This is a genomic window from Janthinobacterium sp. AD80 (genome assembly GCF_002878455.1).
GTDB lineage: Bacteria > Pseudomonadota > Gammaproteobacteria > Burkholderiales > Burkholderiaceae_D > Janthinobacterium.
This window is the reverse complement of record NZ_NRDQ01000022.1, coordinates 51,940-73,724: the sequence shown is the minus strand read 5'-3', so window position 1 is coordinate 73,724 and position 21,785 is coordinate 51,940. Positions and strand designations below refer to the sequence as shown.

Sequence of the window (21,785 nt, the reverse complement as noted above, 5' to 3'; positions counted from 1 at the left end):
CAGCGGGGGGCGAACAGGCGGCCAAAGAAACCGGCGCGCTTGGCGCTGGCGGGAGGAAATCCCACGACGGATGGGCTATGCATGGGACACCTCCAGCTCTTTATTGACGGCGCGTTCGTCGCCATAAATGATGTTGAGCACCATTTCGCGCATCTTGATGAAGTCCGGACTCGATTTCACGGCACGCGCATCGCGGCACTCCAGGAAGCGCTTGTTGAAATCGAGTTCATAGGTGTGCGTGATGCGGCCCGGACGGGGCGACATGACGATCAGCCGGTTCGCCAGGAACAGCGCCTCGTCGACGCTGTGGGTAATAAAGAAGAACATGGTGCTGGACTTGGCCCAGATATCGAGCAGCAACTCCTGGATGGTTTCGCGGGTCAGCGCATCGAGCGCCGCCATCGGCTCATCCATCAGCAACATGGCCGGGTTGCTGGTGAGCGCGCGGGCGATGCCAACCCGCTGCTGCATGCCGCCCGACAATTGATAAATCATATTGTCGTGAAAGTCCTTCAAGCCCACCAGCGCCAGGTTCTTCGCCGCCTGCTCGCGCCGCACGGCTTTCGGCACGCCTTGCAGCTTCAAGCCGAATTCCACGTTTTCCATCACATTCAGCCAGGGCAGCAAGGCATGCTTCTGAAACACCACGCCACGGTCGGCGCCCGGCCCTTCCACCTTGGTATCGCCCAGCATGATCTCGCCCTTGGACGGGGCGATGAAGCCCGCCATCAGGCTCAGCAAGGTGGTCTTGCCGCAACCCGATGCACCCAGCGCAACGACGAAATCGCCACTATTGATGGTGAGATTGATATTATTTAAGGCATGTACGCGTTCACCGGCCGTCTTGCCCGGATAAATCACGCTGACATCCTTGACGTAGAGATTTTCCATCATGTGCCCCGCATAAGTGTAGTCACTTCAGTTCAACGCATCCTGTTCAGTCAGCGCGCCCGCAGGCGCGCCGTCACACAACGTTTACTTCAGCAGGCCGGCGGCCTGTGCATACTTGGGTGTCACATACTTGGCGTAATCAGTTGCCAGGGTGTCGATCTTGCCTTCGCCCTTGAGAAATTGCGCCGTGGCCAGCAAGGCTTGTGCCACGCCGCCTTTCGCGCCGCCGCCCAGCCAGGCCGGCGAAGCCTGTTCCTGCAACGATGGGTAGGCGTACAGGGCCACGGAAGCGGCCACGTCTTTGGCGGCCGCACCCGAATGCTTGACGTTGGCTTTGACTTGCGGGGAGTCAATGGTCCACGCCTTGGGATTGGCGCGGTAGTCGGCATCAAAGGCGGCCATCACCTTGACGAACTTGGCCATGAAGTCGGCATTCGCCTCGCCCCACGCGCGCTCGACGGCCATGCCGTCAAACGTGGCCTTGCCCTTCTTGCTCAGCTCGCCGGAGGTGACGAGCACCTTGCCGTTTTGCTTGAGCTTGCTCAAGGCCGGGTCCCACACGAAGGCCGCATCGATATCGCCACGCTCCCAGGCGGCGGCGATCTGGTTCGGCTGCATGTTGAGCAGTTTCACTTCGGACGGCTTGATGCCCCAGGTTTCCAGCGCGAACATGGTGTGGAAGTGGGTGGTGGAAACGAAAGGCACGGCGATCTTCTTGCCGCGCAAATCCGCCGGCTTGCCGATGCCGGCGCCGTTGCGGGCCACCATCGCTTCGGCTTCGTTGATGTCGTCGATGATCCAGAACAGCTGCAAGTCGACGCCGCGGCTGACGGCCGCCGTCAGGGGACTGGAACCGATGACGCCGATCTGCACGTCGCCGGACGCCATGCCTGTGGCCACCTTGGCGCCCGAGTCGAACTTGCGCCAGTTGATTTTATAGCCGGTGGTTTTCTCCACTTCGCCGCTGGCAATGGCCACCAGGAAGGGACCATTGATTTCCTGGTAGGCAATCGTCACTTCCTTGCTTTGCGCGAAGGCCGTGCCGCTGGCAGCAACGGCGACACCCAGCACCAGGGTGCCGAGGACGGCGCGGCGCATTGTTGAAAAAATCGTTTTGCTCGGGGTTTTGCTCGTGTATGTGTTCATGTCTCACTCCAAGTTTATTGTTATGTGTGAACGTGCGGGCAATATCTGCTCCTTGCGGAACAGGCGCCATTGACCGGTCTTTGCCGGTGCATATGGCGACTGGAACGACAGTGCTGCTTTTAAAAAACTTCATCCTTCAAGTGATACCAGCGGTACAGGAAGCGCTGGCCCAGGCGGCGGAACGGGGCGAACGCTTGCGACTCGACCATTTCCATCATGTTGGGATACGGCAGTTTGGAGTTGAAAATCGGCAAGCCCGTGTCGCTGGGCTTGCCGGCGATGCGTTCGGCCATGCGCCGTCCCGCCTGCGCCGAATACATGACGCCGTTGCCGCCGTAGCCGAGTGAGTAAAAGATCGATTGCTTCGGGTCAGGCTGCACGATGCGCGGCATCATGTCGTGGCTGACGTCGACCCAGCCCCACCACGAATAATCGATGGCTATGCCCGTCAGCGCAGGGAACTTGCGGTGCAGGTCGTTGATCAAACCCTGTTCATACTTGCCTTGGGGTGCATCGGCGCCCGTGATGGCGCTGCGGCTGCCGATCTGCACGCGGTTGTCCGGCATCAAGCGGTAGTAATGGCGCAGGATGCGCGTATCCGTGATCACCTGGTGCGTGCGGAAGTTGCACGCCTCGATTTCCGCCGGCGTCAAGGGCCGCGTGACGAGCGAGTTCGACAAAATCGGCAGCAAGCGGTTCTTCACTTGCGGGTGCAAATGGGGCGAGGTGTAGCCGCCCGTGGCGACGGCCACGGAACGGGCACGCACCACGCCGCCCGGCGTTTGCAGGTAATGCACGCCGTTGCGCGTTTCCCAGCCCATCACGGGGCTCGATGGATGCACCTTGGCGCCCAGCGCGCGCGCCTTGCGCAGGTAGCCGAAGGCCAACTTGCCCGCGTGGATGCCGATGCCTTCCGGCTCGTGCAGCGCACCGGCCGCTTCCTTGTCATCCACATACTCGCGCTTGACGGTATCGGCATCGAGGATGCGGGCGTCATAGTGGAAGATCTCGCGCATCACCTTGGCTTCTTTTTCCAGCGCAGGCATGGCTTTCGCCTTGTGGGCGATGTACAGGTGGCCGCCCGGCTGCGGGTCGCAATCGATGTCGGCCGTGATCTTCTTGAACGTTTGCATCGCATCGCACACTTCCGTATGCAGCTTGAGCGCGGTTTCCAGGCCGTAGCGGTCTATCCACTGCGAGCGCTTCAGGCGGCCCGTCGTGCATTGCGCCTGGCCGCCATTACGCGTGCTGCAGCCCCAGCTGACCCGGTTCGCTTCCAGCACGGTGGCCTTGATGCCGTGTTCCTGGGCCAGGAAGATGGCGCAGGACAGGCCCGTGAAACCGGAGCCGATGATGGCCACGTCGACGTCGATGTCATGCGTGATGGGGCCGTCGTCGGCCGGCGGCTCGCCCGCCGTACCGATCCAGTAGGTGGGCGCGTAGGCATTGCCGTGGCCGGGGCGCTGGGCCACCAGCGGATCGTAGGCGGGATCGTAAGGCGTGCGGGCCGCGGTGCTGCTACCCAGTACGCCAGGTGGAGTATCGACAGGTTTGTTCATGGTCATTCCTGGTGAACTTGCTGGCTCAGGCTTGGGTGGTGGCGCTAACGACCGGTGGACGGTCCTTGCGGAAAGCATTCTTCACGGCGATCTTGCCATCGCGGAAGGTAAAGATATCCACCATGCGCGCTTCGATGCGCGTGCCGTCCGCCTTGGTGCCCGCAAAGGTCGACTCCGTCACGCCGTGCTCGCCGCTGACGAAGTGCACGGGGTTGAGCCAGGCGGCGTCAGGGAAGGTTTGCCAGGCCAGCTCGAAGCCGGCGCGCACGGCGTCGCGGCCAATGAAACTCTTGCCCAGCAAGTCAGGACCGGCGACGGCGTGGAATTCGCAGTCATCGGCCATGGCGGCCATCAGGGCCTCGATATCGTGGCGGTTCCAGGCATCGCCGAACGCTTGCAGGAAGTCGGTGGTAACAGCATCTGTCGGTACTCGTGTGTTCATTTTTGTCTCCGTGAGTCGAATTTGGTACTTTTCGTTCCGTTTTTTAGTATTTTTATTGAATTTAAGCTGAATGCCTGTGCTTGTCAAATCAAATAATCCAAATACCGGGACGCTTTGTATTCTTTATTGAAATAGCGATGCAGAAGTGACAATGTGTGAGAATTTCGTCACAAGGTGGTGCTGGATGACACCGGGCCTGGCGGATCTCAGCTGCGCACTTGTTGATTGCGCAGGTGGCGTCGGATTACGCCGGGCTTGCGCCCGGCTAATTCGACCTACGCCTAATCCGACCTACGCATTCGATACGTGCTACACGTAGGTTGGATTAGCCCAGAGGGCGTAATCCAACAACATCAGCGCATCAAACATAGTCTTTATACTTATCCAAATGCCGCACTGGTTTGCTCAGCGCATCGCGGCGGAACGGGTCGCCCAGCTCGCGCGTGCACATGATTTCGATGATGGTGGTCTTGCCTTCATTCATCTGCATGTCGATCGCCTTCTTCAAGGCCGGGCCCACGTCTTCCAGCTTGTCGACCGTGATGCCTTCGGCACCCATGGCACGCGCAATCTCCGCAAAGCTCTGGTTGTCGAGTTCACCGGCGACAAAACGGCGGTTGTAGAAATCGACCTGGTTTTTCTTTTCCGCGCCCCACTGGCGGTTGTGGAACACCACGGCCGTCACGGGAATGTTGTGGCGCACGCAGGTCATGGTTTCCATCAGGCTCATGCCCCAGGCGCCGTCGCCCGCATACGACACGGCCGGACGGTGCGGCGCGGCCACCTTGGCCCCGATGATGGTCGGGAACGCGTAGCCGCAGTTGCCAAAGCTCATCGCCGCAAAGAAGCTGCGCGGCTTTTCAAAGCGCAGATAGCTGTTCGCCACCGAGTTGATGTTGCCGATGTCCGTCGACACCATCACGTCTTCCGGCATGGCTTTTTCCAGTTCGCGCAGTACCTGGCGCGGGTGCAGATAGTTGCCCGGCTCTTTCTTTTGCTCTTCGATCATGTCCAGGCTGTACGCATCTTTTTCGTGCGTCCAGTTCGTCAGCTCTTCTTCCCATGCCGCCTTTTCCGCTTGCACATTGGCATAGCGCTCTTCGCGCGTGGCGTCGCAGTCGAGCGTCTTGCCATCGAGGCGGGACAGGATGGCTTTCGCAGCTGCCTTGGCGTCGCCGCAAATGCCGACGGAGATTTTCTTGACCAAACCAAGCATCTTGTTGTCGGCGTCGATCTGGATGATCTTGGCGTTCTTCGGCCAGTAATCCATGCCGTGCTGCGGCAAGGTGCCGAACGGGCCCAGGCGCGAACCCAAAGCGACGACGACGTCGGCCTGGGCGATCAGTTTCATGGCCGCCTTGGAACCCTGGTAGCCGAGCGGACCGCACCACAGCGGATGGCTGGCGGGGAAGGAATCGTTATGCAGATAGCTGTTCACCACGGGCGCGCCCAGGCGCTCGGCCAGCGCCTTGCACTCTTCGATCGCTTCGCCCATGACGACGCCGCCGCCCGAAATGATGACGGGGAACTTGGCTGTCGCCAGCAGTTCGGCCGCATCGTTAAGGCTTTGCTCGCCGCCGGCGCCACGGTCCAGGCGGTTCGGTTTTGGAATCTCCGCCTTGATTTCGCCATAAAAATAGTCGCGCGGGATGTTCAGTTGCGTCGGGCCCATTTCCGACATGGCACGGTCAAAGCAGCGGCCCGTGAATTCCGCCATGCGGGCCGGATTGGTGACGTGGCCCTGGTACTTGGTAAATTCCTCGAACATCGGCAACTGGTTGGCTTCCTGGAAGCCGCCCAGGCCCATGCTCATGGTGCCCGTCTCCGGCGTGATGATGACGACCGGGGTGTGCGCCCAATAGGCGGCGGCGATCGCCGTCACGCAATTGCTGATGCCGGGGCCGTTCTGGCCGATGACGACGCCATGGCGGCCCGAAACGCGGGCATAGCCGTCAGCCATGTGGCCGGCGCCCTGCTCGTGCACGACGGGAATCAGACGGATGCCGGCAGGGGCAAAGATATCCATCGGGTCCATGAAGGCCGAGCCCATGATGCCGAACATGTCGGTCACGCCATTGGCGGCCAGGGTTTCCACGAACGCTTCGGAAGGCGTCATTTTTTGCGGGCCAACCGGGGTTGCAGCGGTGGCGGCAGCGGCGGCGGCTTTTTGGTCGGACAAATCGGTCATGGCTCAGTCTCCTTACGGTTTTATAAAAAATCGGTATATTTTGTTCCGATATTTGAAATACGTGTTCAATTTAACGGTTGCGAAATGCGCTGTCAATGAAATTTCATGAAAAATCGGACTGTTTCATTCCTGAATCCGGAATCCGTGACTTTGAGCCACTCCTGAAACAACAATGGCGGGCTATCCGCAACAGACAGCCCGCCATCGCTTCGTCCTGCACCGCGTCTTAGAACTTCAAACGCATGCCGGCCGTAAAGGCGCTCGAGTCATGCCCAGGCAAGGGCACACTGCCGCCGCTGGAAGCGTCGCCAACGAAGTTGGTGCCCGCGCCATCGTTGTTGATGCGCCCGTACGAGGTGTACAGATTCGTGCGCTTGGACAAGGCATAGGTGTAGCCGATGGCCAGCTGGCGCCCGCCGCGGCGCGCATTCGTGCGGTCATCCTTCTTGATGTAGGACGCCATCACGCTGCCGGCCGCACCCACGGGGGCCGATGCGCCCAGCATGTAGCTGCGGAAATCCGTGCCCGCGTCATCCTTGTCCGTCTCATACGCGGCGTGCAGCTTGGCCGGGCCGAAGTCGTAGGTGCCGCCCAGCAAGGTGACCTTGGCCGTGTTCAGCGGCGTGTCCTTGCGGTTGTCGTGCGCCAGGCTCAGCAACAGCGGGCCATTCGCGTAATCGATGGAAAAGTCGATGGTGCGGCCCAGGGTATTGCTGTCCGGCTTTTCGCCGAGGCCATACATGATGGCGGCCGACAAGCCGTTCACCTTGGGTGTCTCGTACATGATGGAGTTTTTCGTGCGCAGGCTGGCCACGCTCATCAGGTTGATCGACGCGCCCGTCATGCCCGTTTCGAACGGGTCGATATTGTCCAGCGCGGTAAACAGCGGGTTGTGCTGCAAGCCGATATTCACGGCACCGAAGCCACCCGACAAGCCCACGTAGGCCTTGCGTCCGAACAAGGCGCCCTGGCGGTAGGCGCCCGTGTCGAGGTCCAGGCCGTTTTCCAGCAGGAAGTTGGCCTTCAGATTATTGCCCAGGTCTTCCGTGCCCTTGAAGCCGATGCGACTGCCCGACTGCACGCCGGTGGCCAGCTTGGTGACGGAGCCTTCCGCGCCGCCATGCTCGGAGGTCAGGCCCGCATCGAGCAAGCCGTACACGGTGACGGACGACTGGGCGCTGGCGTTGCCGGCAACAAAGGAGGCCAGGATGGCGGCCGCTACGAGTGTGTGTTTCATGTCATCTCCAGGTATTGTGGTTTTTATAAACGCTTGAAACGATAATCAACTGCCTTGCTGCAAATCTGGCTCAGGCGATCAGCCCGGCCATCGGTGACGAGGCCGAGGCGCGCATGGCACCCGGCTGCGTCATACTTTTCGGCATGCGTCCGGCCAGGTAAGCCTCGCGTCCGCCCTGCACTGCCAATTTCATGGCGCGCGCCATGCGGATGGGTTCGCGCGCCGCGGCAATCGCGGTATTCATCAGGATGCCGTCGCAGCCCAGTTCCATGGCGATGGCCGCGTCCGACGCCGTGCCGACGCCGGCATCGACCAGTACGGGCACCGTGGCTTGCTCGATGATCAGGGACAAGTTCCATGGGTTCAAAATGCCCATGCCCGAGCCGATCAATGACGCCAGCGGCATGACGGCGATGCAGCCGATGTCTTCCAGCATGCGCGCCTGGATGGGGTCATCGCTGCAATACACCATCACCTGGAAGCCGTCGCGCACCAGTTCCTGCGCCGCCTTCAGCGTTTCCGGCATGTTCGGGAACAGCGTCTTTTCATCGCCCAGCACTTCCAGCTTGCACAGCTGATGGCCGCCCAGCAGTTCGCGTGCCAGCTGCAAGGTATAGACGGCGTCGCGCGCGTTGTAGCAGCCGCCCGTGTTGGGCAGAATCGTGTATTTCGACGGTGGAATAAAATCGAGCAAGTTCGGCTCGCCTTTTTCCTGGCCGATGTTCACGCGCCGTATCGTGACGGTGACGATCTCGGCGCCGCTCTCCTCGATGGCCAGGCGCGTTTCCTCGAAATCCTTGTATTTGCCGGTACCTACAAGCAGGCGCGACTGGTAGGTGGTGCCGGCCAGGGTCAGGCCGGCCGGTGTTGGGCTGGGGGTGCTGGCGTCTCTCATCTTGATCTCCTGTGCAATTCATTTAAACCAGAAGCAAAATCCGGGGTCGGCCCCTGAGGGGGAACGTGGCCCAATGGGCCACATTCCGCTCCCGGAGGGACCGACCCCAGCCTTTTTCCTTGGGTTTCCCCGCAAAACGCAAAATCGACTTCAGGCCGCCGCCCGGATACGAGGTCGGCGATCGCCCTGCCCGCGCCGCAGCCCATGGTCCAGCCCAGGGTGCCGTGGCCCGTGTTGAGGAAGAGCTGGCGGTAGCGCGTGGCCCCGATATACGGCACGTTCGATGGCGTGAGCGGGCGCAAGCCGGCCCAGTAGACGGGGTCGCCATAATCGCAGGCATCAGGGAACAGCGCTTGCACGCGGCGCGTGATGGCGGCGCAGCGCACGGGATTGAGTTCGCGCGTGTAGCCGTTCAGCTCGCACGTACCCGCCACGCGCAGGCGCGATCCCAGGCGCGAAAACACCAGCTTGTGGCCGTCGTCAGTGAGCGACACGGTCGGTGCGCTGGCGGGGTCGAGTATCGGATAGGTTGCGGAATAGCCTTTGCCCGGATACAGCATCAAGCGCATGCCCAGCGGGCGCAGCAGGGGCGCGGAAAAGCTGCCCATGGCCACCACCACGGCATCCGCATATTCGCTGCGGTGGCGCCCCTGCGCATCGATGCATTCCACGCCAGTTACTCTTTCGCCGTCCAGCAGCAAGCGGGTCACTGTCGTGCCAAAGCAGAAATCCACGCCGGCCGCCGCCGCGCGGGCCGCCAGCGCCGTGGTAAACAAGTGCACGTCGCCCGACTCGTCGCTGGCCGTAAAATCGCCGCCGACGATCTGGCCCCGCGCATGCGCCAGGGCCGGCTCGATGCGGATGACTTCATCGGCGCTGACGGTATTGCGCGGGCAGCCCAGCTCGCGCAAGAGCGCCGCGCCGGACTGCGATTTATCGAACTCCTGCTGGTCCGTATAGAAATGCAAAATGCCCCGCTCCAGGTGGTCATACGCGATGCCCGTTTCGCGCCGCAAGGCTTGCAGGCTCTGCCGGCTGTACTCGGCCAGGGCGACGATCTGGCGCATGTTGCGCGCCACCCTCGATGGCAGGCATTCGCGCAGGTAGTGCAGCGCCCACCGCCATTGCAGCGGGTCGAGACGGGGACGGAACAGCAGCGGCGCATCGTCCTTGCCCAGCCATGTCAGCACCTTGCGCAGGGTGGCGGGATTGGCCCACGGTTCCGCGTGCGAGACGGAAATCTGCCCGCCATTGCCGAAGCTGGTTTCCTGCGCCGCGCCCGCCTGGCGCTCCAGCACGCGCACGTCGTGGCCCGCCTGGCGCAAATACCAGGCCGTGGCCGTGCCGACCACGCCGGCGCCGAGTACGAGGACTTTCATGGCGGGCCTGGTGCGCTTAGCGCGTCAGCAGCACGGCGATGGCGACAAAGGCGGCGATCCACACCGTTTCCATCACCAGCATGACCACGGGACGCCAGCCCAGCGAGGCCAGCGACTGGAACGAGGTCTTGACGCCCAGCGCGGCGATGGCGATGACGAGGCAGGCGCGCGAGGCATTGTTGATCCAGCCATTCACTTCCTGCGGGATCAGGCCCAGGCTGTTGGTGATGACCAGCCAGACAAAGCCGATCAGGAAGAAAGGCACCAGCGGCGGCGCATCGACTTCGCTCTTGCCGTCCTTGCGCTTGAACATGATCGACAGGCCCAGCACGACAGGCACCAGGCAGGCCACGCGCGTCAGCTTGACGAAGGTGGCGACGTCACCCGTGTGGTTGCTGACCAGGTAGCCCGCGCCCACCACTTGCGCCACGTCATGGATCGTGCCGCCGATGAACACGCCCGCTTCCGTCGGGTCAAAGCCCAGCAGCTTGACCAGCAGCGGATAGACGATCATGGCCAGGGTCGACAGGGTCGTCACGCCCACCACCGTCAGCAGGGTGAATTTTTCGTTTTCCTTGGTCTGCGGCAGCACCGCCGAGATGGCCAGCGCGGCCGAGGCGCCGCAGATGGCCACCGAACCACCGGACAAAATGCCTTCCGTGATGGGCCGTTTCAGCCACCTGGCCAGCAGGTAGCCGAAGCCCAGCGTCGCCACCAGGCCGCCGACGACGATCAGCAAGGGCGTCACGCCCACGGAAGCGATCTGGTTGAAGGTAATGCGCGCGCCCAGCAGGGCGACGCCCGTGCGCAGCAGAATCTTGCTGCAAAACTCGATGCCGGGCTTGCAGGTGGGGTCGGCTGCCAGGAAGTGGAAGGCCAGGCCGAAGAACAGCGCGTACAGCAGTTGCGGGCCGCCGTAATTGCTGGAAATGAAGGTGGCCGACAGGGCGATCACCAGCGCGATCGCCACGCCGGGCCAGCTGCGCAGCACGGCGCGGGGGCGCCAGATGGCAACAGCGGAAGAGAGATAGGGAATGTTCTTGTCGACAACGCGTGTTATCGCTGAGGAGTTGGTTTTCATGCGGGTCCGCTCGTAATGTTTAAAAATTGGGACATTTCATCTCGTTTTTTAATAATACACGATGAGACCGCGAAGTCCATGCTTTTCCATGAAAATCGAAACCGGATGTTCCGGAAACTGACGTTTTTTACTTTTCGCTCCCGCAAACGACAAGCGGCGCGGCCCTTTGCAGGGACGCGCCGCTCACTACTGACGAATTAAATTTTACTTTTTGTTCAGGCGGGTAATCAGGCTGGACGTGTCGTAACGGTTACCGCCCGCCTGCTGCACTTCGCCATAGAACTGGTCCGTCAAGGTCGTCACGGGCAGGTCGCTGCCATTGCGCTTGGCTTCGGCCAGGCAGATGCCCAGATCCTTGCGCATCAGATCGACGGCGAAACCGAAATCGAACTTGCGCTCTATCATGGTCTTGCCGCGGTTTTCCAGCTGCCACGACTGTGCCGCGCCCTTGGAAATCACGTCGACCACCAGCGCCGCGTCCAGGCCCGCGTTTTCCGCAAAGGAGATGCCTTCGCTCAGGGCTTGCACCAGGCCGGCGATGCAGATCTGGTTGACCATTTTTGTGAGCTGGCCGGAACCGGAGGCACCCATGTAGGTGACGGCACGCGCAAACAGCGCGATGACGGGCTCGGCGCGCGCATACGCTTCGGCATCACCGCCCACCATCACGGTCAGCTTGCCATTTTCCGCACCTGCCTGGCCGCCGGAGACGGGCGCGTCCAAGAAGAACACGCCTTTTTCTTTTGCCGCAGCATGGATGGTGCGCGCCGCTTCGGCCGAGGCCGTCGTATGGTCGATCAGGATGCTGCCCGGCGCCATGGCGGACAGCAAGCCGCCCTCTTCCAGGATGACTTGATACAAATCATTGTCGTTGCCGATGCAGGTGAAGACGAACTCGGCACCCGCGGCAGCGGCGGCCGGCGTGGCGGCGCTGCTGCCCTTGTGCTGCTCCAGCCAGGCTTGCGCGCGGGCCGGGTTGCGGTTGTACACGGTGACGTCGTGCCCGCCCGCCGCCAGATGGCCTGCCATGGGGAAACCCATGACGCCCAAACCGATGAATGCCACTTTTGCCATATTGTCCGTCCTGTCGATGAATGAATCCGATTATTGTTGCACAAATGGCCCCTGGCGGCAGCATGGCGCTGCCCTGTGCGCATTTTGAGGCACTAGCAGTGGCAACAGGGAAACATCCGCATTTCAGCTATACAAGGCGGAAATTATCATAAAGAACTTTGTATTGCATTTTTTTCTAGTTAATATTATATTGAACTGGCATTATAAATAAGTAAACATTTTGCCGCATCCTTTTCCCAACCCTTGTGAAGGAGTCGATCTTGCAAACCACTTTCTCCCGCCTGAAAATCATCAGCGCCGCCGCCCTGCTGCTCGCCGCCAGCGCCGCACACGCCGACATCACGGTCTTCACCAGCCAGTCCGCCTATCTGGCAGCGGCCGGTAATACCGGTGTCGATACCTTTGACGATTTGCCGATCGATGCGCTTGACAGCCCGCTGAGCCGCAACGCCGGCAACTACAGCTACACGGTCAGCAGTGTGGGCGCCTCGCCCATCCTGTATGGCGCCGGCACGGGCAGCGACAACTGGCTGAGCACCAATAGCCGCGACGACAGCGTGCTGTTCTCCAACTTTTCCAGTGACGTGCGTGGCGTGGGCGGATTCTTCTTCGGCTCGAATGTCCAGGGCGGATATGCCGCAGCCCAGAGCGTCACCCTGACAGCGCGCAATGCGCTGGGTGAACTGCTCACCTACGAACTGGCGCTGCCGACACAAGGCTCGTTCATCGGCTTCCTGTCGACGGGCGCCTTCTCGGACCTGGCCGTCAGCACGGCAGGACAGGTTGGCATCTGGCCAACCATCAATGACTTTTCCGTGTCGGCCGTACCGGAACCAGCCACCTACGGCATGCTGCTGGGCGGCCTGGGCTTGCTGGGCTTCATGACCCGCCGCCGCCGGGCCAGCCAGCACTAGGCAAACTGGCACCTGGTACGGCTGCCGGCAGCCGTACCAGGCCAGCCATCACGACACGATCTCGCGCCAGATTGAAAGCTTTTCCATCCTGTTCATCATGCTACCGCTTGCATCCATTCATTGACGCGCAATGGCCGTGCATGACGGCACGGTTACCAGCGCCCGATGGGCCTAAAGCGCCTGCCGGCGCAGGCGGCGCAAGCGGCTGATGGTGCGCCAGATCAGGTAGGAAATGGGCACGACCAAGGCCAGTTGCCCCCCCGTCAGCACCATCCTCAGCGTGTCCATCTCGCGGTCGCGGCTGCCCAGCAGGTTGAATATCAACAGCAAACCGGTCAAGCCGAAATACATCAGCAAGCGCTGCTGCCTGGCAATCTTCGATGCCGTATCCGTGTAAATTTCATTCGGCTGGCCGTCTGCCGCAGGCTTGCGCCAGCAATAACTGCCCCACCAGTAAAACACCAGCTCCCAGCCGGCATCCTGGCACAGCTGGTCATAATCGGCGCTGCGCTTCCAAGCCGGAAAAGAGTCGAAACGGTAGACCTCATCGGAGGGTTCGCCCCGGACAAACGTAAACCGGCAAGGCATGAGAAAACCCTTCAAATGCCAGCCTGCCAGGGCTTGCGAACGCAGCCATTGCTCGATCTCGCCATCATCAAGCTCGATGAACCATTTATAGACATGCGACCGTTGCTCACTCATGCTGTTTCACCTCAATATTTTGCTAAAAAAGGCGCACTCGCCTCGCCCACGCGCACCATCAACCGCAAGCGTCGCAATTGTGCCAGCAGCACATGGCGCCCCATCTCCGTCATGGTGTAGACCTTGCGACGCTCGGCTTCCCTCACCATCACGATCAAGCCCTGCTTTTCCAGGTTGGCAAACGCCCCGTACATGGTGCCCGGCCCGATCTTGACGGCGCCCTCACTGATGGCCTCGACTTGCTGCATGATGGCGTAGCCATGCGCCGGCTCGTTCAAGGCCAGCAAAATGTAGTATGTGGCTTCCGACAAGGGCAGCAGCTTGTCTATCGATGCATCCATATTCCTCCCCTATTGCGATAGTCGATATAGCGCAGATCGCTATATCGACTGGTGATATATCGACTTACGTCATAGTAACATGCCAGGTTGGCATGTCTACACTTTTTGATAGGCTCTGAAAGAATTGGCGCCACCGCCGCCATGGGCAGTGGCCGCTACAAAGGAAAGGAATTACAACAAGGCACGCAGGGCCGCCATCAGGGCCGCGCACTCCCCCACGTTACCGATGCTGATGCGCAAATACTGGCTGATGCGTGGCGCGTTGAAATGGCGCACGATCACCGATCTGGCGCGCAAGCCGGCCGCCAGCTGCGCCGCGTCATGCCGCGGGTGGCGGGCAAAGACAAAGTTGGCCACCGACGGCAACACCTCGAAACCCAGCGCCGCCAAGTCCGCCGTCAGCTGTTCGCGGCTGGCGATCACGGCCTGGCGCGTCTGCTGGAAATACGCTTCATCGCGCAGCGAGGCGACGGCGCCGGCCAGCGCCAGCCGATCCAGCGGATACGAGTTGAAACTGTTCTTCACCCGTTCCAGCGCCTCGATCAAGTCCGCATGCCCGAAAGCACTGCCGACGCGCAAGCCCGCCAGCGAACGCGACTTCGAGAACGTCTGCACCACCAGCAAGTTCGGATAACGGTCCACCAGGGCCACGGCGCTCTCGCCGCCGAAATCCACATACGCTTCGTCGACCACCACCACGGCGTCGGGATGCGCGCGCAGCATGGCTTCCACGCCGGCCAGCGGCAAGTCCACGCCAGTAGGCGCATTCGGATTCGGGAAGATGATGGCGCCGCATGGCCCCTGGTAGTCTTCCGGACGGATGCGCATGGCATCGTCGAGCGGTACGGTGCGGTAATCGATGCCGTACAGCTTGCAATACACGGGGTAGAAGCTGTAGCTGATGTCGGGGAACAGCAGCGGCGCATCGTGCTTGAGCAAGGCCATGAAGGCCAGCGCCAGTACTTCGTCGGAACCATTGCCGACAAACACTTGCGCGCTGTTCAGGCCGTGGTAATCAGCGAGGGTTTGCTTCAGTTCGCTGGCGGAGGGATCGGGGTACAGGCGCAGGCTGTCATCGGCTGCTTCGCGCAGCGCGGCCAGCACCTGCGGCGACGGGCTGTAGGGGTTTTCGTTGGTGTTCAGTTTGACCAGGCCGGGCAGTTTTGGTTGCTCGCCGGGGATGTAAGGGGTCAGCTCGCTGACGATGGTGCTCCAGAATTGGCTCATTGCATTTATTGGTGGGGGCGGGATGGGAGGAGGTAGATTACCATGGCTGAGCGGGGGAAAGGTGGACTCTGGCGCGAGGGGTGGGCTGGCCACTCAAGCTTGAATGGAGGAAAAATCGCCTTGCGCTGCGCGCTTTGGGCGGTTTTTCTGCCTGGACTTTGCGCTGCTGGTTTTTTGATCTTGCGGGCATAAAAAAAGCTCCCTTGCGGGAGCTTCTCTTATGTATTCTGGCGGAGAGGGTGGGATTCGAACCCACGGTACGATTTAACGTACGCTTGATTTCGAGTCAAGTACATTCGACCACTCTGCCACCTCTCCGTTTACTGCGGTCTATTCGTTCAAACTGACGTGTCCGTTTGAACGAGGCGCTATTTTAGCATGGGGATTGTTGGCTTGGGTAGGGGTTTTATTGGTGATTTGCAACTGAGGGCTGGTAGCCAAACCAAAAACCAGTTTGACGATTCGGGGAGCCTCGCGCGAGGCGCGGCTCGCCTTTGCAGACGCCACCTTGGCGCACGCGTGAAAACCAGTTTGACGATTCGGGGAGCCTCGAGCGAAGCGCGGCTCGCCTTTGCAGAGGTCACCTTGGCGCACGCATGAAAACCAGTTTGACGATTCGGGGAGCCTCGCGCGAGTACGCGCTCGTCTTCGAATCCCACGCGTACGCCCCGCAGGGGGCGTACTCCTCTTCGCCGCCACAAATAAAAAAAGCTCCCTTGCGGGAGCTTTCTCTATTTGTTCTGGCGGAGAGGGTGGGATTCGAACCCACGGTACGATTTAACGTACGCTTGATTTCGAGTCAAGTACATTCGACCACTCTGCCACCTCTCCATTTGCTGCGGTCTTTCCCGCATTGCTGCGAGAAGGCAAGATTATAGCAGCCGCTTGAGAAAATGGAAGGACTATTTTCAGCCTTTCATTGCAGCGGCTGCCTGAGCCTTTTAAGCCTTCAGATGCGTCAGGCCGCCCATGTACGGGCGCAGCACTGCCGGGATCTCGACGCTGCCGTCCGCTTGCTGGTAGTTTTCCAGCACGGCGACCAGGGTGCGGCCCACGGCCAGGCCGGAGCCGTTCAGGGTGTGCGCCAGTTCCGGCTTGCCGGCGGCGTTGCGGAAACGCGCTTGCATGCGGCGGGTCTGGAAGGCTTCGCAGTTCGACAGGGACGAGATTTCACGGTAGGTGTTTTGCGCCGGCAGCCACACTTCCAGGTCGAAGGTCTTGGTGGCGCCGAAACCCATGTCGCCCGTGCACAGCGACATCACGCGGTATGGCAGGCCCAGGCGTTGCAGGATGGCTTCCGCATGGCCGACCATCTCGTCCAGCACCTGGTACGAGGTATCCGGGTGCACCACTTGCACCATTTCGACTTTATCGAACTGGTGCTGGCGGATCATGCCGCGCGTGTCGCGGCCGTAGCTGCCCGCTTCCGAACGGAAGCATGGCGTGTGGGCCGTCATTTTCAGGGGCAATTGGTCGAGCGCGAGGATTTCATCGCGGGCGATGTTGGTCAAGGTCACTTCCGACGTGGGGATCAGGTAGAAGGTCTCGCCCTCGCCTTCCGCGCCGCCTTTTTTCACCGAAAACAGATCGGCTTCGAATTTCGGCAGCTGGCCCGTGCCGCGCAAGGAATCGGCGTTGACCATGTACGGCGTATAGCATTCCGTGTAGCCGTGCTCGTCCACGTGCGTGTTGAGCATGAATTGCGCCAGCGCGCGGTGCAGGCGGGCGATGCCGCCCTTCATGACGGAGAAGCGCGAACCGGTCAGCTTGGTGGCCACTTCGAAGTCGAGACCCAGCGGGGCGCCCACGTCGACGTGATCCTTGACTTCAAAGTCAAACGTGCGCGGCGTGCCGACCTTGCGCACTTCCACGTTGCCCGCTTCGTCTTCGCCTAAGGGCGTCGATTCATGCGGCAGGTTAGGCACGGCCATGATGAAGTCGCTCAGCTTGGCTTGCACCTGGGTCAGCGCCGCTTCATCGGCTTTCAATTCATCGCCCAGGCCCGACACTTGCGCCATCACGGCCGAGGTATCTTCCCCCTTGCCTTTCAACATGCCGATTTGCTTGGACAGCGCGTTGCGCTTGCCCTGCAGTTCTTCGGTGCGCGTCTGGATCGCCTTGCGCTCGGCTTCGAGGGCGGTAAAGCCTGCCACGTCGAGCGGGAATTTGCGCGTTGCCAGGCGGGCGGCAACAGTGGCGATGTCTTTACGGAGAAGTTGGATATCTATCATGGGTGGATGTCGGTGCCGATGGATCGAAAGCATCCATTGTACCAAGACCCGTTCACTTCCTTATGAGTTTTGCACACGGCCCGCCATCGTCATGGCAGCCTGGCTGGGCACTCGCGCCCGCTGTACAACTGATGCTCAGGCCAGCATTAGATAAAGGCGGCTTTCTCGGCGGCGCTCAGGCGGCGGGCGCTGACGGTGACGACCGGCATCTTGCTGTCGGCAGCCTGGGCGACCACCGTGCTGCTGGCGCTCACTTCCAGCGTATTCACACCGGCGGTGGCGAAGCTGGCGCCGATGGCGATGACGGCGGCGGCGACAAAGGCGATTTCCATGTTTTTCAGTGCGTGCATGATGTAACTCCTGGTTGGTTTGTGTGGTTGACTGCTGCTGGTATGGTGCTACTTTAGCCAACGGGCACACACAACGCCACCGGCTTGCGACCAGCGGCGAAAAACAGGGAGCGAACGGTGAAAAACAGGGATTGAAGCGCGCGCAATAGTTACAAGGCGTCATGCACCAGGCGGCCCAGGCGGCCGATCGCCTGCTCGATGCGCGGCGTCCACGCATTGCCGCAATTGAGGCGCAGATAATTGCCGAACTTGCCCGAAGCCGAAAACAGCTGGCCCGGCATGAAAGCCACGCCACCGGCGATCGCCTGCCCATGCAGGGCGAGCGCGTCGACCTGCGGCGGCATCTGTACCCACAGCACGAAACCGCCCTGCGGCTCGGACAGCATGCAGTCCGCCGGAAAGTGTGCCGCCACGGCGTCGGACATGCGCGCGATGCGCTGCACCAGGGTGCGCCGCATCTTGCGCAGCTGCTGGTCGTAGCTGCTGCCTTCCAAAAAATCGGCCAGCACGGCCTGGAAGAAATGGCTGGTGGCACCGCTCGACACGGTTTTGAGCAAGGCCACTTCCTGCGCGAAACGCCCCGCCAGCACGTAGCCGACGCGCGAGGCGGGCGTGATGGCCTTGGAAAACGAGGAGCACAACAAGACGTTGCCGCTCGTGTCGTAGGCCTTCACGGGCCACGGCCGCTGCGGAGCAAAGCACAGGTCGCCGTACACATCGTCTTCCACCAGCGGGATGTTGAATTCCGACAGCAGCCCCGCCAGCCGCTTCTTGTTTGCTTCCGGCATGACGCAACCGAGCGGGTTGTTGGCGTTCGGCACGAACAGGCAGGCTTGCACGAGGCCGGCGCGCAAGGCCAGCTCCAGCGCGTCGAGCGACGGCCCCGTCTTCGGGTCGGTGGGAATTTCCAGCGCCTTCATGCCCAGGCTTTCGATCATCTGCAGCAGCACGAAATATGTGGCCGACTCGATGGCGATGGTGTCGCCCGGCCTGGCCACGGCGCGCAGGCACAGGCTGATGGCTTCCGTGCAGGAATTCGTCACGACGATTTCTTCCGGGTCCAGCTTGCCCCAGTCCAGCGCCCGGCGCGTCACCTGGCGCAGGAAATTGCCTTCGCTGATGTCGTAGCAGCTGACCTTGCTTAATAAGGCGGGTTCGCGCCGCGCCACCGCGCTGATGGTGCGCTGCATGCGCTTGATGGGCAGGATTTCGTCGGGCGGCCACGCCGTGCCCAGCTGCACCACGTCGCGCGTCTCGTTGTCCTTCAGCACGCGCATCAAGAGATTGTTGATGCCGACAAAGGCCGGCTCCTTCAGGTGCGGCGCGTCGGCGCTGCACGGACGGCGCGGCGCACGGTGGCGCACGAAGTAGCCGGACTGGGGCCGCGCATCGACCTGCCCCCGGTCTTCCATCAGGCGCAAGGCTTGCATCACCGTGCTGATCGAGATGCGCTTTTGCTGCGCCAGGTGGCGGATGGACGGCAGCCGCTCGCCAGGGGCGAAGACGCGCGAGTCGATCAGGGCGCCCAGCTCGTTGGCCAGGTGCTCGTACAGATTGATCTGCGTGCTCATGTTCATCCCCTCAGTATGCGGCGGCCGCACGGTACCGGCACAGATACAGTTGCCCGTTTTTTTGACAAGCACAGTGTAAGGCAAAGGGTGCTGTGTTCATGACAATTTCGTTTTCCTGCATCTGTTCTCGTTGGCGGCCAGGGCCTAAGCTGTTCCTGTCCGCCCACCAGGAGTTTGCCATGCACACCGACCATGAATTGCGCCCACAACAGCCCTTGCGCCTGGAAAAGGCCGAGCATGCCGTGATCGAATGCCTGCACGGCACGGCCTGGATCACGGCCTACGCCGAATTTGACGACTGCGTGCTGCGCAGCGGCGAACGCTACACTATCCCCAACGGCGGCCTGGTGCTGGTGGAGGCCGTGGGTAGCGGACGCATCCGCGTGCATGCGCCAGCCGCCCACCGCCCCGCCCTGCTGCGCTGGCTGCACCTGGCTCTGCCCCACACACTGATGACAAGGAATACATGAATCAAGCAGTCACACCATTGCGCGTCCTCGTCACGGGCGCGGCCGGCGTCATCGGCACCGCTTTCTGGCAGCGCCGGCACGGGGAATTCTCCCTGCGCCTGGCTGACCTGCACACAGGCAAGCTGGCCGAATCGCCCTGCCCATCCATTCAGCTTGACGTGGCCGACTACGTCGCCTGCCTGGCCGCCTGCGCCAACATCGACGTGGTGCTGCACCTGGCCGGCGTGCCGCACGCCAGCGCCGATTTCGACACGCAACTGCTGCAGCCAAACATTGTCGGCACGCACAATATCTTCCGCGCGGCGCAGGCGCAAGGCGTCAACAGAGTGGTGTTTGCCAGCAGCGCGCAAGCCGTCGAAGGCTATGCGCTGGACGTGCAAGTACAGGAAGCCATGCCCGCGCGACCGGCGAACATGTACGGCGCCAGCAAGGCCTTCGGCGAAGGCGTGGCCTCGGCCTTCGCCCACCAGCATGGCATGACAGCCATCGCCGTGCGCATCGCCAACGTGGCGCAGTTTGAACAAGGCCAGCAGCACAGCGCACGCGACATCGCCGCCTTCATCAGCGAGCGCGACGTGGTGCAGCTGCTGGCCTGCTGCGTGACGGCTGACGTGCCGCCCGGCTACCACGTCGTGCATGGAGTGTCGGACAACCGCTACAAACGCCTGTCCATCGCCGCGACGCGCCAGCTGGTCGGCTATGCGCCGCAGGATGACGGTTTTAGCTTGCTGGGCCTGTAGCCTCAGCCCTTGCCGGCTGGTTTTCCTGCTTTTCTGTCCAGCTCGCGCAGCCATGCCAGCTTGTCGGCGATCTTGCTTTCCAGTCCGCGCGGCACGGGCTGGTACCAGCCCGGTTCCGCCATGCCATCCGGAAAATAGGTTTCGCCGGCCGCATACGCATCGGGCTCGTCATGCGCATAGCGGTAGGCATGGCCGTAGCCCAGTTCCTTCATCAGCTTTGTCGGCGCATTGCGCAAATGCACGGGCACTTCCTTCGACTTGTCCTTCTTCACGAACGCCATGGCCGTGTTGAACGCGTTGTAGCCGGCATTGCTTTTCGCCGCAATCGCCAGATAGATCACGGCCTGGCCCAGCGCCAGCTCGCCTTCGGGCGAACCGAGGCGTTCATACGTTTCCGCCGCATCATTGACCATGGTCAGGGCACGGGGGTCGGCCAGGCCGATGTCTTCCCAGGCCATGCGCACGATGCGCCGCGACAAATAGCGCGGGTCGGCGCCGCCGTCGATCATGCGGCAAAACCAGTACAGGGCCGCATCGGGATTCGAGCCGCGCACGGACTTGTGCAGGGCGGAAATCTGGTCATAGAAATTATCGCCGCCCTTGTCGAAGCGCCGCGAGTTGAGGGTCAGCGCGTTGTCGACAAAGGCCGCGTCGATGGTGGTCGTGCCCGTCGAGCTGGCGGCCGTCTCGGCCTGTTCCAGCAAATTCAAAAAGCGCCGCGCATCGCCGTCCGCATAGCCGATCAGGGTATCGGCGGCAGCCTCGTCAAACGTCAAATGCGTCAGCGCAGCGCTTTGCGCCTTGGCCAGCAGCTGCTTCATCTCGTCTTCGTTCAGCGATTTCAGCACATACACTTGCGCGCGCGACAGCAGTGCCGAGTTCACTTCGAAGCTGGGGTTTTCCGTCGTCGCGCCGATGAACGTCACCAGGCCCGATTCGACGAAGGGCAGCAAGGCGTCCTGCTGCGATTTGTTGAAGCGGTGGATTTCGTCGACAAACAACAAGGTGTGCTTGCCGAACTGGTCCAGGCTGTGACGGGCCTGGTCCATGGCCGCGCGGATATCTTTGACGCCCGCGAACACGGCTGACAGGGCGATGAATTCGCTGTCGAAGGCGTTGGCCATCAGGCGCGCCAGGGTGGTCTTGCCCACGCCGGGCGGGCCCCATAAAATCATCGAGTGGGCCTTGCCCGCCTCGAACGCGAGGCGCAGCGGCTTGCCCACGCCCAGCAGATGCGTCTGGCCGATGACTTCGTTCAGGGTCGCCGGCCGTAAGGCCTCGGCCAGCGGCTGGCGCGGTGCGGTGGAAAAGAGATCCGCCATAATATTTACCGGTTAAGAATGCAAA

20 protein-coding genes and 2 tRNA genes are annotated in these 21,785 nt (G+C 61.6%); 3 read left to right on the top strand and 19 right to left on the bottom strand.

Annotated elements, in window-relative coordinates:
• Positions 1–75 precede the first annotated feature (75 nt).
• The 10 genes from JaAD80_RS06045 to JaAD80_RS06000 form a co-directional block, all read right to left on the bottom strand.
• Positions 76–891, bottom strand: a complete 816-nt coding sequence (locus JaAD80_RS06045) for a taurine ABC transporter ATP-binding protein (protein WP_102293356.1) — start codon at positions 889–891, stop codon at positions 76–78.
• An 84-nt stretch (positions 892–975) separates the two neighbouring features.
• Positions 976–2,037, bottom strand: coding sequence for a taurine ABC transporter substrate-binding protein (gene tauA / locus JaAD80_RS06040; protein ID WP_180979321.1), 1,062 nt, complete (start codon positions 2,035–2,037; stop codon positions 976–978).
• Between the two features lie 119 nt (positions 2,038–2,156).
• Positions 2,157–3,596, bottom strand: a complete 1,440-nt coding sequence (locus JaAD80_RS06035) for an FAD-binding oxidoreductase (protein WP_102293355.1) — start codon at positions 3,594–3,596, stop codon at positions 2,157–2,159.
• 25 nt (positions 3,597–3,621) lie between these two features.
• Entirely contained in the window at positions 3,622–4,038 is a 417-nt protein-coding gene (locus tag JaAD80_RS06030; protein ID WP_102293340.1) for a nuclear transport factor 2 family protein, read from the bottom strand.
• A gap of 361 nt (positions 4,039–4,399) precedes the next feature.
• Positions 4,400–6,226 (bottom strand): sulfoacetaldehyde acetyltransferase, encoded by a 1,827-nt coding sequence (gene xsc, locus JaAD80_RS06025; protein ID WP_102293339.1) that lies wholly within the window; start codon positions 6,224–6,226, stop codon positions 4,400–4,402.
• A gap of 226 nt (positions 6,227–6,452) precedes the next feature.
• The gene (locus JaAD80_RS06020; RefSeq protein WP_102293338.1) at positions 6,453–7,463 is read right to left on the bottom strand and encodes a porin; all 1,011 of its coding nucleotides are present in this window, start codon (positions 7,461–7,463) and stop codon (positions 6,453–6,455) included.
• Between the two features lie 70 nt (positions 7,464–7,533).
• On the bottom strand, positions 7,534–8,358 hold the full coding sequence (locus tag JaAD80_RS06015; protein ID WP_102293337.1) for a thiazole synthase: 825 nt from the start codon (positions 8,356–8,358) through the stop codon (positions 7,534–7,536).
• Positions 8,355–9,737: a D-amino acid dehydrogenase gene (locus JaAD80_RS06010; protein ID WP_102293336.1), complete on the bottom strand. Its 1,383-nt coding sequence runs from the start codon at positions 9,735–9,737 to the stop codon at positions 8,355–8,357. The genes JaAD80_RS06015 and JaAD80_RS06010 overlap by 4 nt, the downstream gene beginning before the upstream one ends.
• A 16-nt stretch (positions 9,738–9,753) precedes the next feature.
• A complete protein-coding gene (locus JaAD80_RS06005) occupies positions 9,754–10,818 on the bottom strand; it encodes a YeiH family protein (RefSeq protein ID WP_102293335.1) in 1,065 nt (354 codons plus the stop codon).
• Between the two features lie 204 nt (positions 10,819–11,022).
• Positions 11,023–11,892 carry an NAD(P)-dependent oxidoreductase gene (locus tag JaAD80_RS06000; protein ID WP_102293334.1) on the bottom strand — a complete coding sequence of 290 codons (870 nt, stop codon included), beginning with the start codon at positions 11,890–11,892 and terminating at the stop codon, positions 11,023–11,025.
• 260 nt (positions 11,893–12,152) lie between these two features.
• Here JaAD80_RS06000 and JaAD80_RS05995 point away from each other — a divergent pair, with 260 nt between their 5' ends.
• Positions 12,153–12,806 (top strand): PEP-CTERM sorting domain-containing protein, encoded by a 654-nt coding sequence (locus JaAD80_RS05995; RefSeq protein WP_258002827.1) that lies wholly within the window; start codon positions 12,153–12,155, stop codon positions 12,804–12,806.
• Positions 12,807–12,977: 171 nt separating this feature from the next.
• Here the strand turns inward: JaAD80_RS05995 and JaAD80_RS05990 are convergent, their stop codons facing one another.
• From JaAD80_RS05990 to JaAD80_RS05955, 8 genes are all read right to left on the bottom strand, one after another.
• Positions 12,978–13,508, bottom strand: a complete 531-nt coding sequence (locus tag JaAD80_RS05990; protein WP_102293333.1) for a DUF2812 domain-containing protein — start codon at positions 13,506–13,508, stop codon at positions 12,978–12,980.
• An 11-nt stretch (positions 13,509–13,519) separates the two neighbouring features.
• A complete protein-coding gene (locus JaAD80_RS05985; protein ID WP_102293332.1) occupies positions 13,520–13,849 on the bottom strand; it encodes a PadR family transcriptional regulator in 330 nt (109 codons plus the stop codon).
• Between the two features lie 171 nt (positions 13,850–14,020).
• Complete coding sequence (hisC, locus tag JaAD80_RS05980) at positions 14,021–15,076, bottom strand: histidinol-phosphate transaminase (protein ID WP_102293331.1); 1,056 nt, start codon at positions 15,074–15,076, stop codon at positions 14,021–14,023.
• Positions 15,077–15,304: 228 nt separating this feature from the next.
• Positions 15,305–15,394 (bottom strand) — tRNA-Ser (locus JaAD80_RS05975).
• 423 nt (positions 15,395–15,817) lie between these two features.
• Positions 15,818–15,907: transfer RNA gene (locus tag JaAD80_RS05970), tRNA-Ser, on the bottom strand.
• A gap of 110 nt (positions 15,908–16,017) precedes the next feature.
• The gene (serS, locus tag JaAD80_RS05965) at positions 16,018–17,307 is read right to left on the bottom strand and encodes a serine--tRNA ligase (RefSeq protein WP_102293330.1); all 1,290 of its coding nucleotides are present in this window, start codon (positions 17,305–17,307) and stop codon (positions 16,018–16,020) included.
• Positions 17,308–17,453: 146 nt separating this feature from the next.
• Positions 17,454–17,657, bottom strand: coding sequence for a hypothetical protein (locus tag JaAD80_RS05960; RefSeq protein WP_102293329.1), 204 nt, complete (start codon positions 17,655–17,657; stop codon positions 17,454–17,456).
• Positions 17,658–17,806: 149 nt separating this feature from the next.
• The gene (locus JaAD80_RS05955; RefSeq protein WP_102293353.1) at positions 17,807–19,228 is read right to left on the bottom strand and encodes a PLP-dependent aminotransferase family protein; all 1,422 of its coding nucleotides are present in this window, start codon (positions 19,226–19,228) and stop codon (positions 17,807–17,809) included.
• A gap of 179 nt (positions 19,229–19,407) precedes the next feature.
• Here JaAD80_RS05955 and JaAD80_RS05950 point away from each other — a divergent pair, with 179 nt between their 5' ends.
• Both JaAD80_RS05950 and JaAD80_RS05945 read left to right on the top strand, forming a co-directional pair.
• Positions 19,408–19,698, top strand: a complete 291-nt coding sequence (locus JaAD80_RS05950; protein ID WP_180979320.1) for a DUF2917 domain-containing protein — start codon at positions 19,408–19,410, stop codon at positions 19,696–19,698.
• Complete coding sequence (locus tag JaAD80_RS05945; protein WP_102293327.1) at positions 19,695–20,438, top strand: NAD(P)-dependent oxidoreductase; 744 nt, start codon at positions 19,695–19,697, stop codon at positions 20,436–20,438. The genes JaAD80_RS05950 and JaAD80_RS05945 overlap by 4 nt, the downstream gene beginning before the upstream one ends.
• Before the next feature lie 2 nt (positions 20,439–20,440).
• Here JaAD80_RS05945 and JaAD80_RS05940 read toward each other — a convergent pair whose 3' ends face one another.
• Entirely contained in the window at positions 20,441–21,760 is a 1,320-nt protein-coding gene (locus JaAD80_RS05940) for a replication-associated recombination protein A (protein ID WP_102293326.1), read from the bottom strand.
• Positions 21,761–21,785 lie beyond the last annotated feature (25 nt).

Excerpts from the sequence above, each read along its gene's own strand:
- JaAD80_RS06035 (WP_102293355.1), bottom strand. The coding sequence starts at position 3,596 with ATGAACAAACCTGTCGATACTCCACCTGGCGTACTGGGTAGCAGCACC.
- JaAD80_RS05955 (WP_102293353.1), bottom strand. The coding sequence starts at position 19,228 with ATGAGCACGCAGATCAATCTGTACGAGCACCTGGCCAACGAGCTGGGC.
- serS (WP_102293330.1), bottom strand. The coding sequence starts at position 17,307 with ATGATAGATATCCAACTTCTCCGTAAAGACATCGCCACTGTTGCCGCC.
- tauA (WP_180979321.1), bottom strand. The coding sequence starts at position 2,037 with ATGAACACATACACGAGCAAAACCCCGAGCAAAACGATTTTTTCAACA.
- JaAD80_RS06015 (WP_102293337.1), bottom strand. The coding sequence starts at position 8,358 with ATGAGAGACGCCAGCACCCCCAGCCCAACACCGGCCGGCCTGACCCTG.
- JaAD80_RS06030 (WP_102293340.1), bottom strand. The coding sequence starts at position 4,038 with ATGAACACACGAGTACCGACAGATGCTGTTACCACCGACTTCCTGCAA.
- xsc (WP_102293339.1), bottom strand. The coding sequence starts at position 6,226 with ATGACCGATTTGTCCGACCAAAAAGCCGCCGCCGCTGCCGCCACCGCT.
- hisC (WP_102293331.1), bottom strand. The coding sequence starts at position 15,076 with ATGAGCCAATTCTGGAGCACCATCGTCAGCGAGCTGACCCCTTACATC.
- JaAD80_RS05960 (WP_102293329.1), bottom strand. The coding sequence starts at position 17,657 with ATGCACGCACTGAAAAACATGGAAATCGCCTTTGTCGCCGCCGCCGTC.
- JaAD80_RS05990 (WP_102293333.1), bottom strand. The coding sequence starts at position 13,508 with ATGAGTGAGCAACGGTCGCATGTCTATAAATGGTTCATCGAGCTTGAT.
- JaAD80_RS05940 (WP_102293326.1), bottom strand. The coding sequence starts at position 21,760 with ATGGCGGATCTCTTTTCCACCGCACCGCGCCAGCCGCTGGCCGAGGCC.
- JaAD80_RS06000 (WP_102293334.1), bottom strand. The coding sequence starts at position 11,892 with ATGGCAAAAGTGGCATTCATCGGTTTGGGCGTCATGGGTTTCCCCATG.
- JaAD80_RS06010 (WP_102293336.1), bottom strand. The coding sequence starts at position 9,737 with ATGAAAGTCCTCGTACTCGGCGCCGGCGTGGTCGGCACGGCCACGGCC.
- JaAD80_RS05950 (WP_180979320.1), top strand. The coding sequence starts at position 19,408 with ATGCACACCGACCATGAATTGCGCCCACAACAGCCCTTGCGCCTGGAA.
- JaAD80_RS06045 (WP_102293356.1), bottom strand. The coding sequence starts at position 891 with ATGGAAAATCTCTACGTCAAGGATGTCAGCGTGATTTATCCGGGCAAG.
- JaAD80_RS06005 (WP_102293335.1), bottom strand. The coding sequence starts at position 10,818 with ATGAAAACCAACTCCTCAGCGATAACACGCGTTGTCGACAAGAACATT.
- JaAD80_RS06020 (WP_102293338.1), bottom strand. The coding sequence starts at position 7,463 with ATGAAACACACACTCGTAGCGGCCGCCATCCTGGCCTCCTTTGTTGCC.
- JaAD80_RS05945 (WP_102293327.1), top strand. The coding sequence starts at position 19,695 with ATGAATCAAGCAGTCACACCATTGCGCGTCCTCGTCACGGGCGCGGCC.
- JaAD80_RS05985 (WP_102293332.1), bottom strand. The coding sequence starts at position 13,849 with ATGGATGCATCGATAGACAAGCTGCTGCCCTTGTCGGAAGCCACATAC.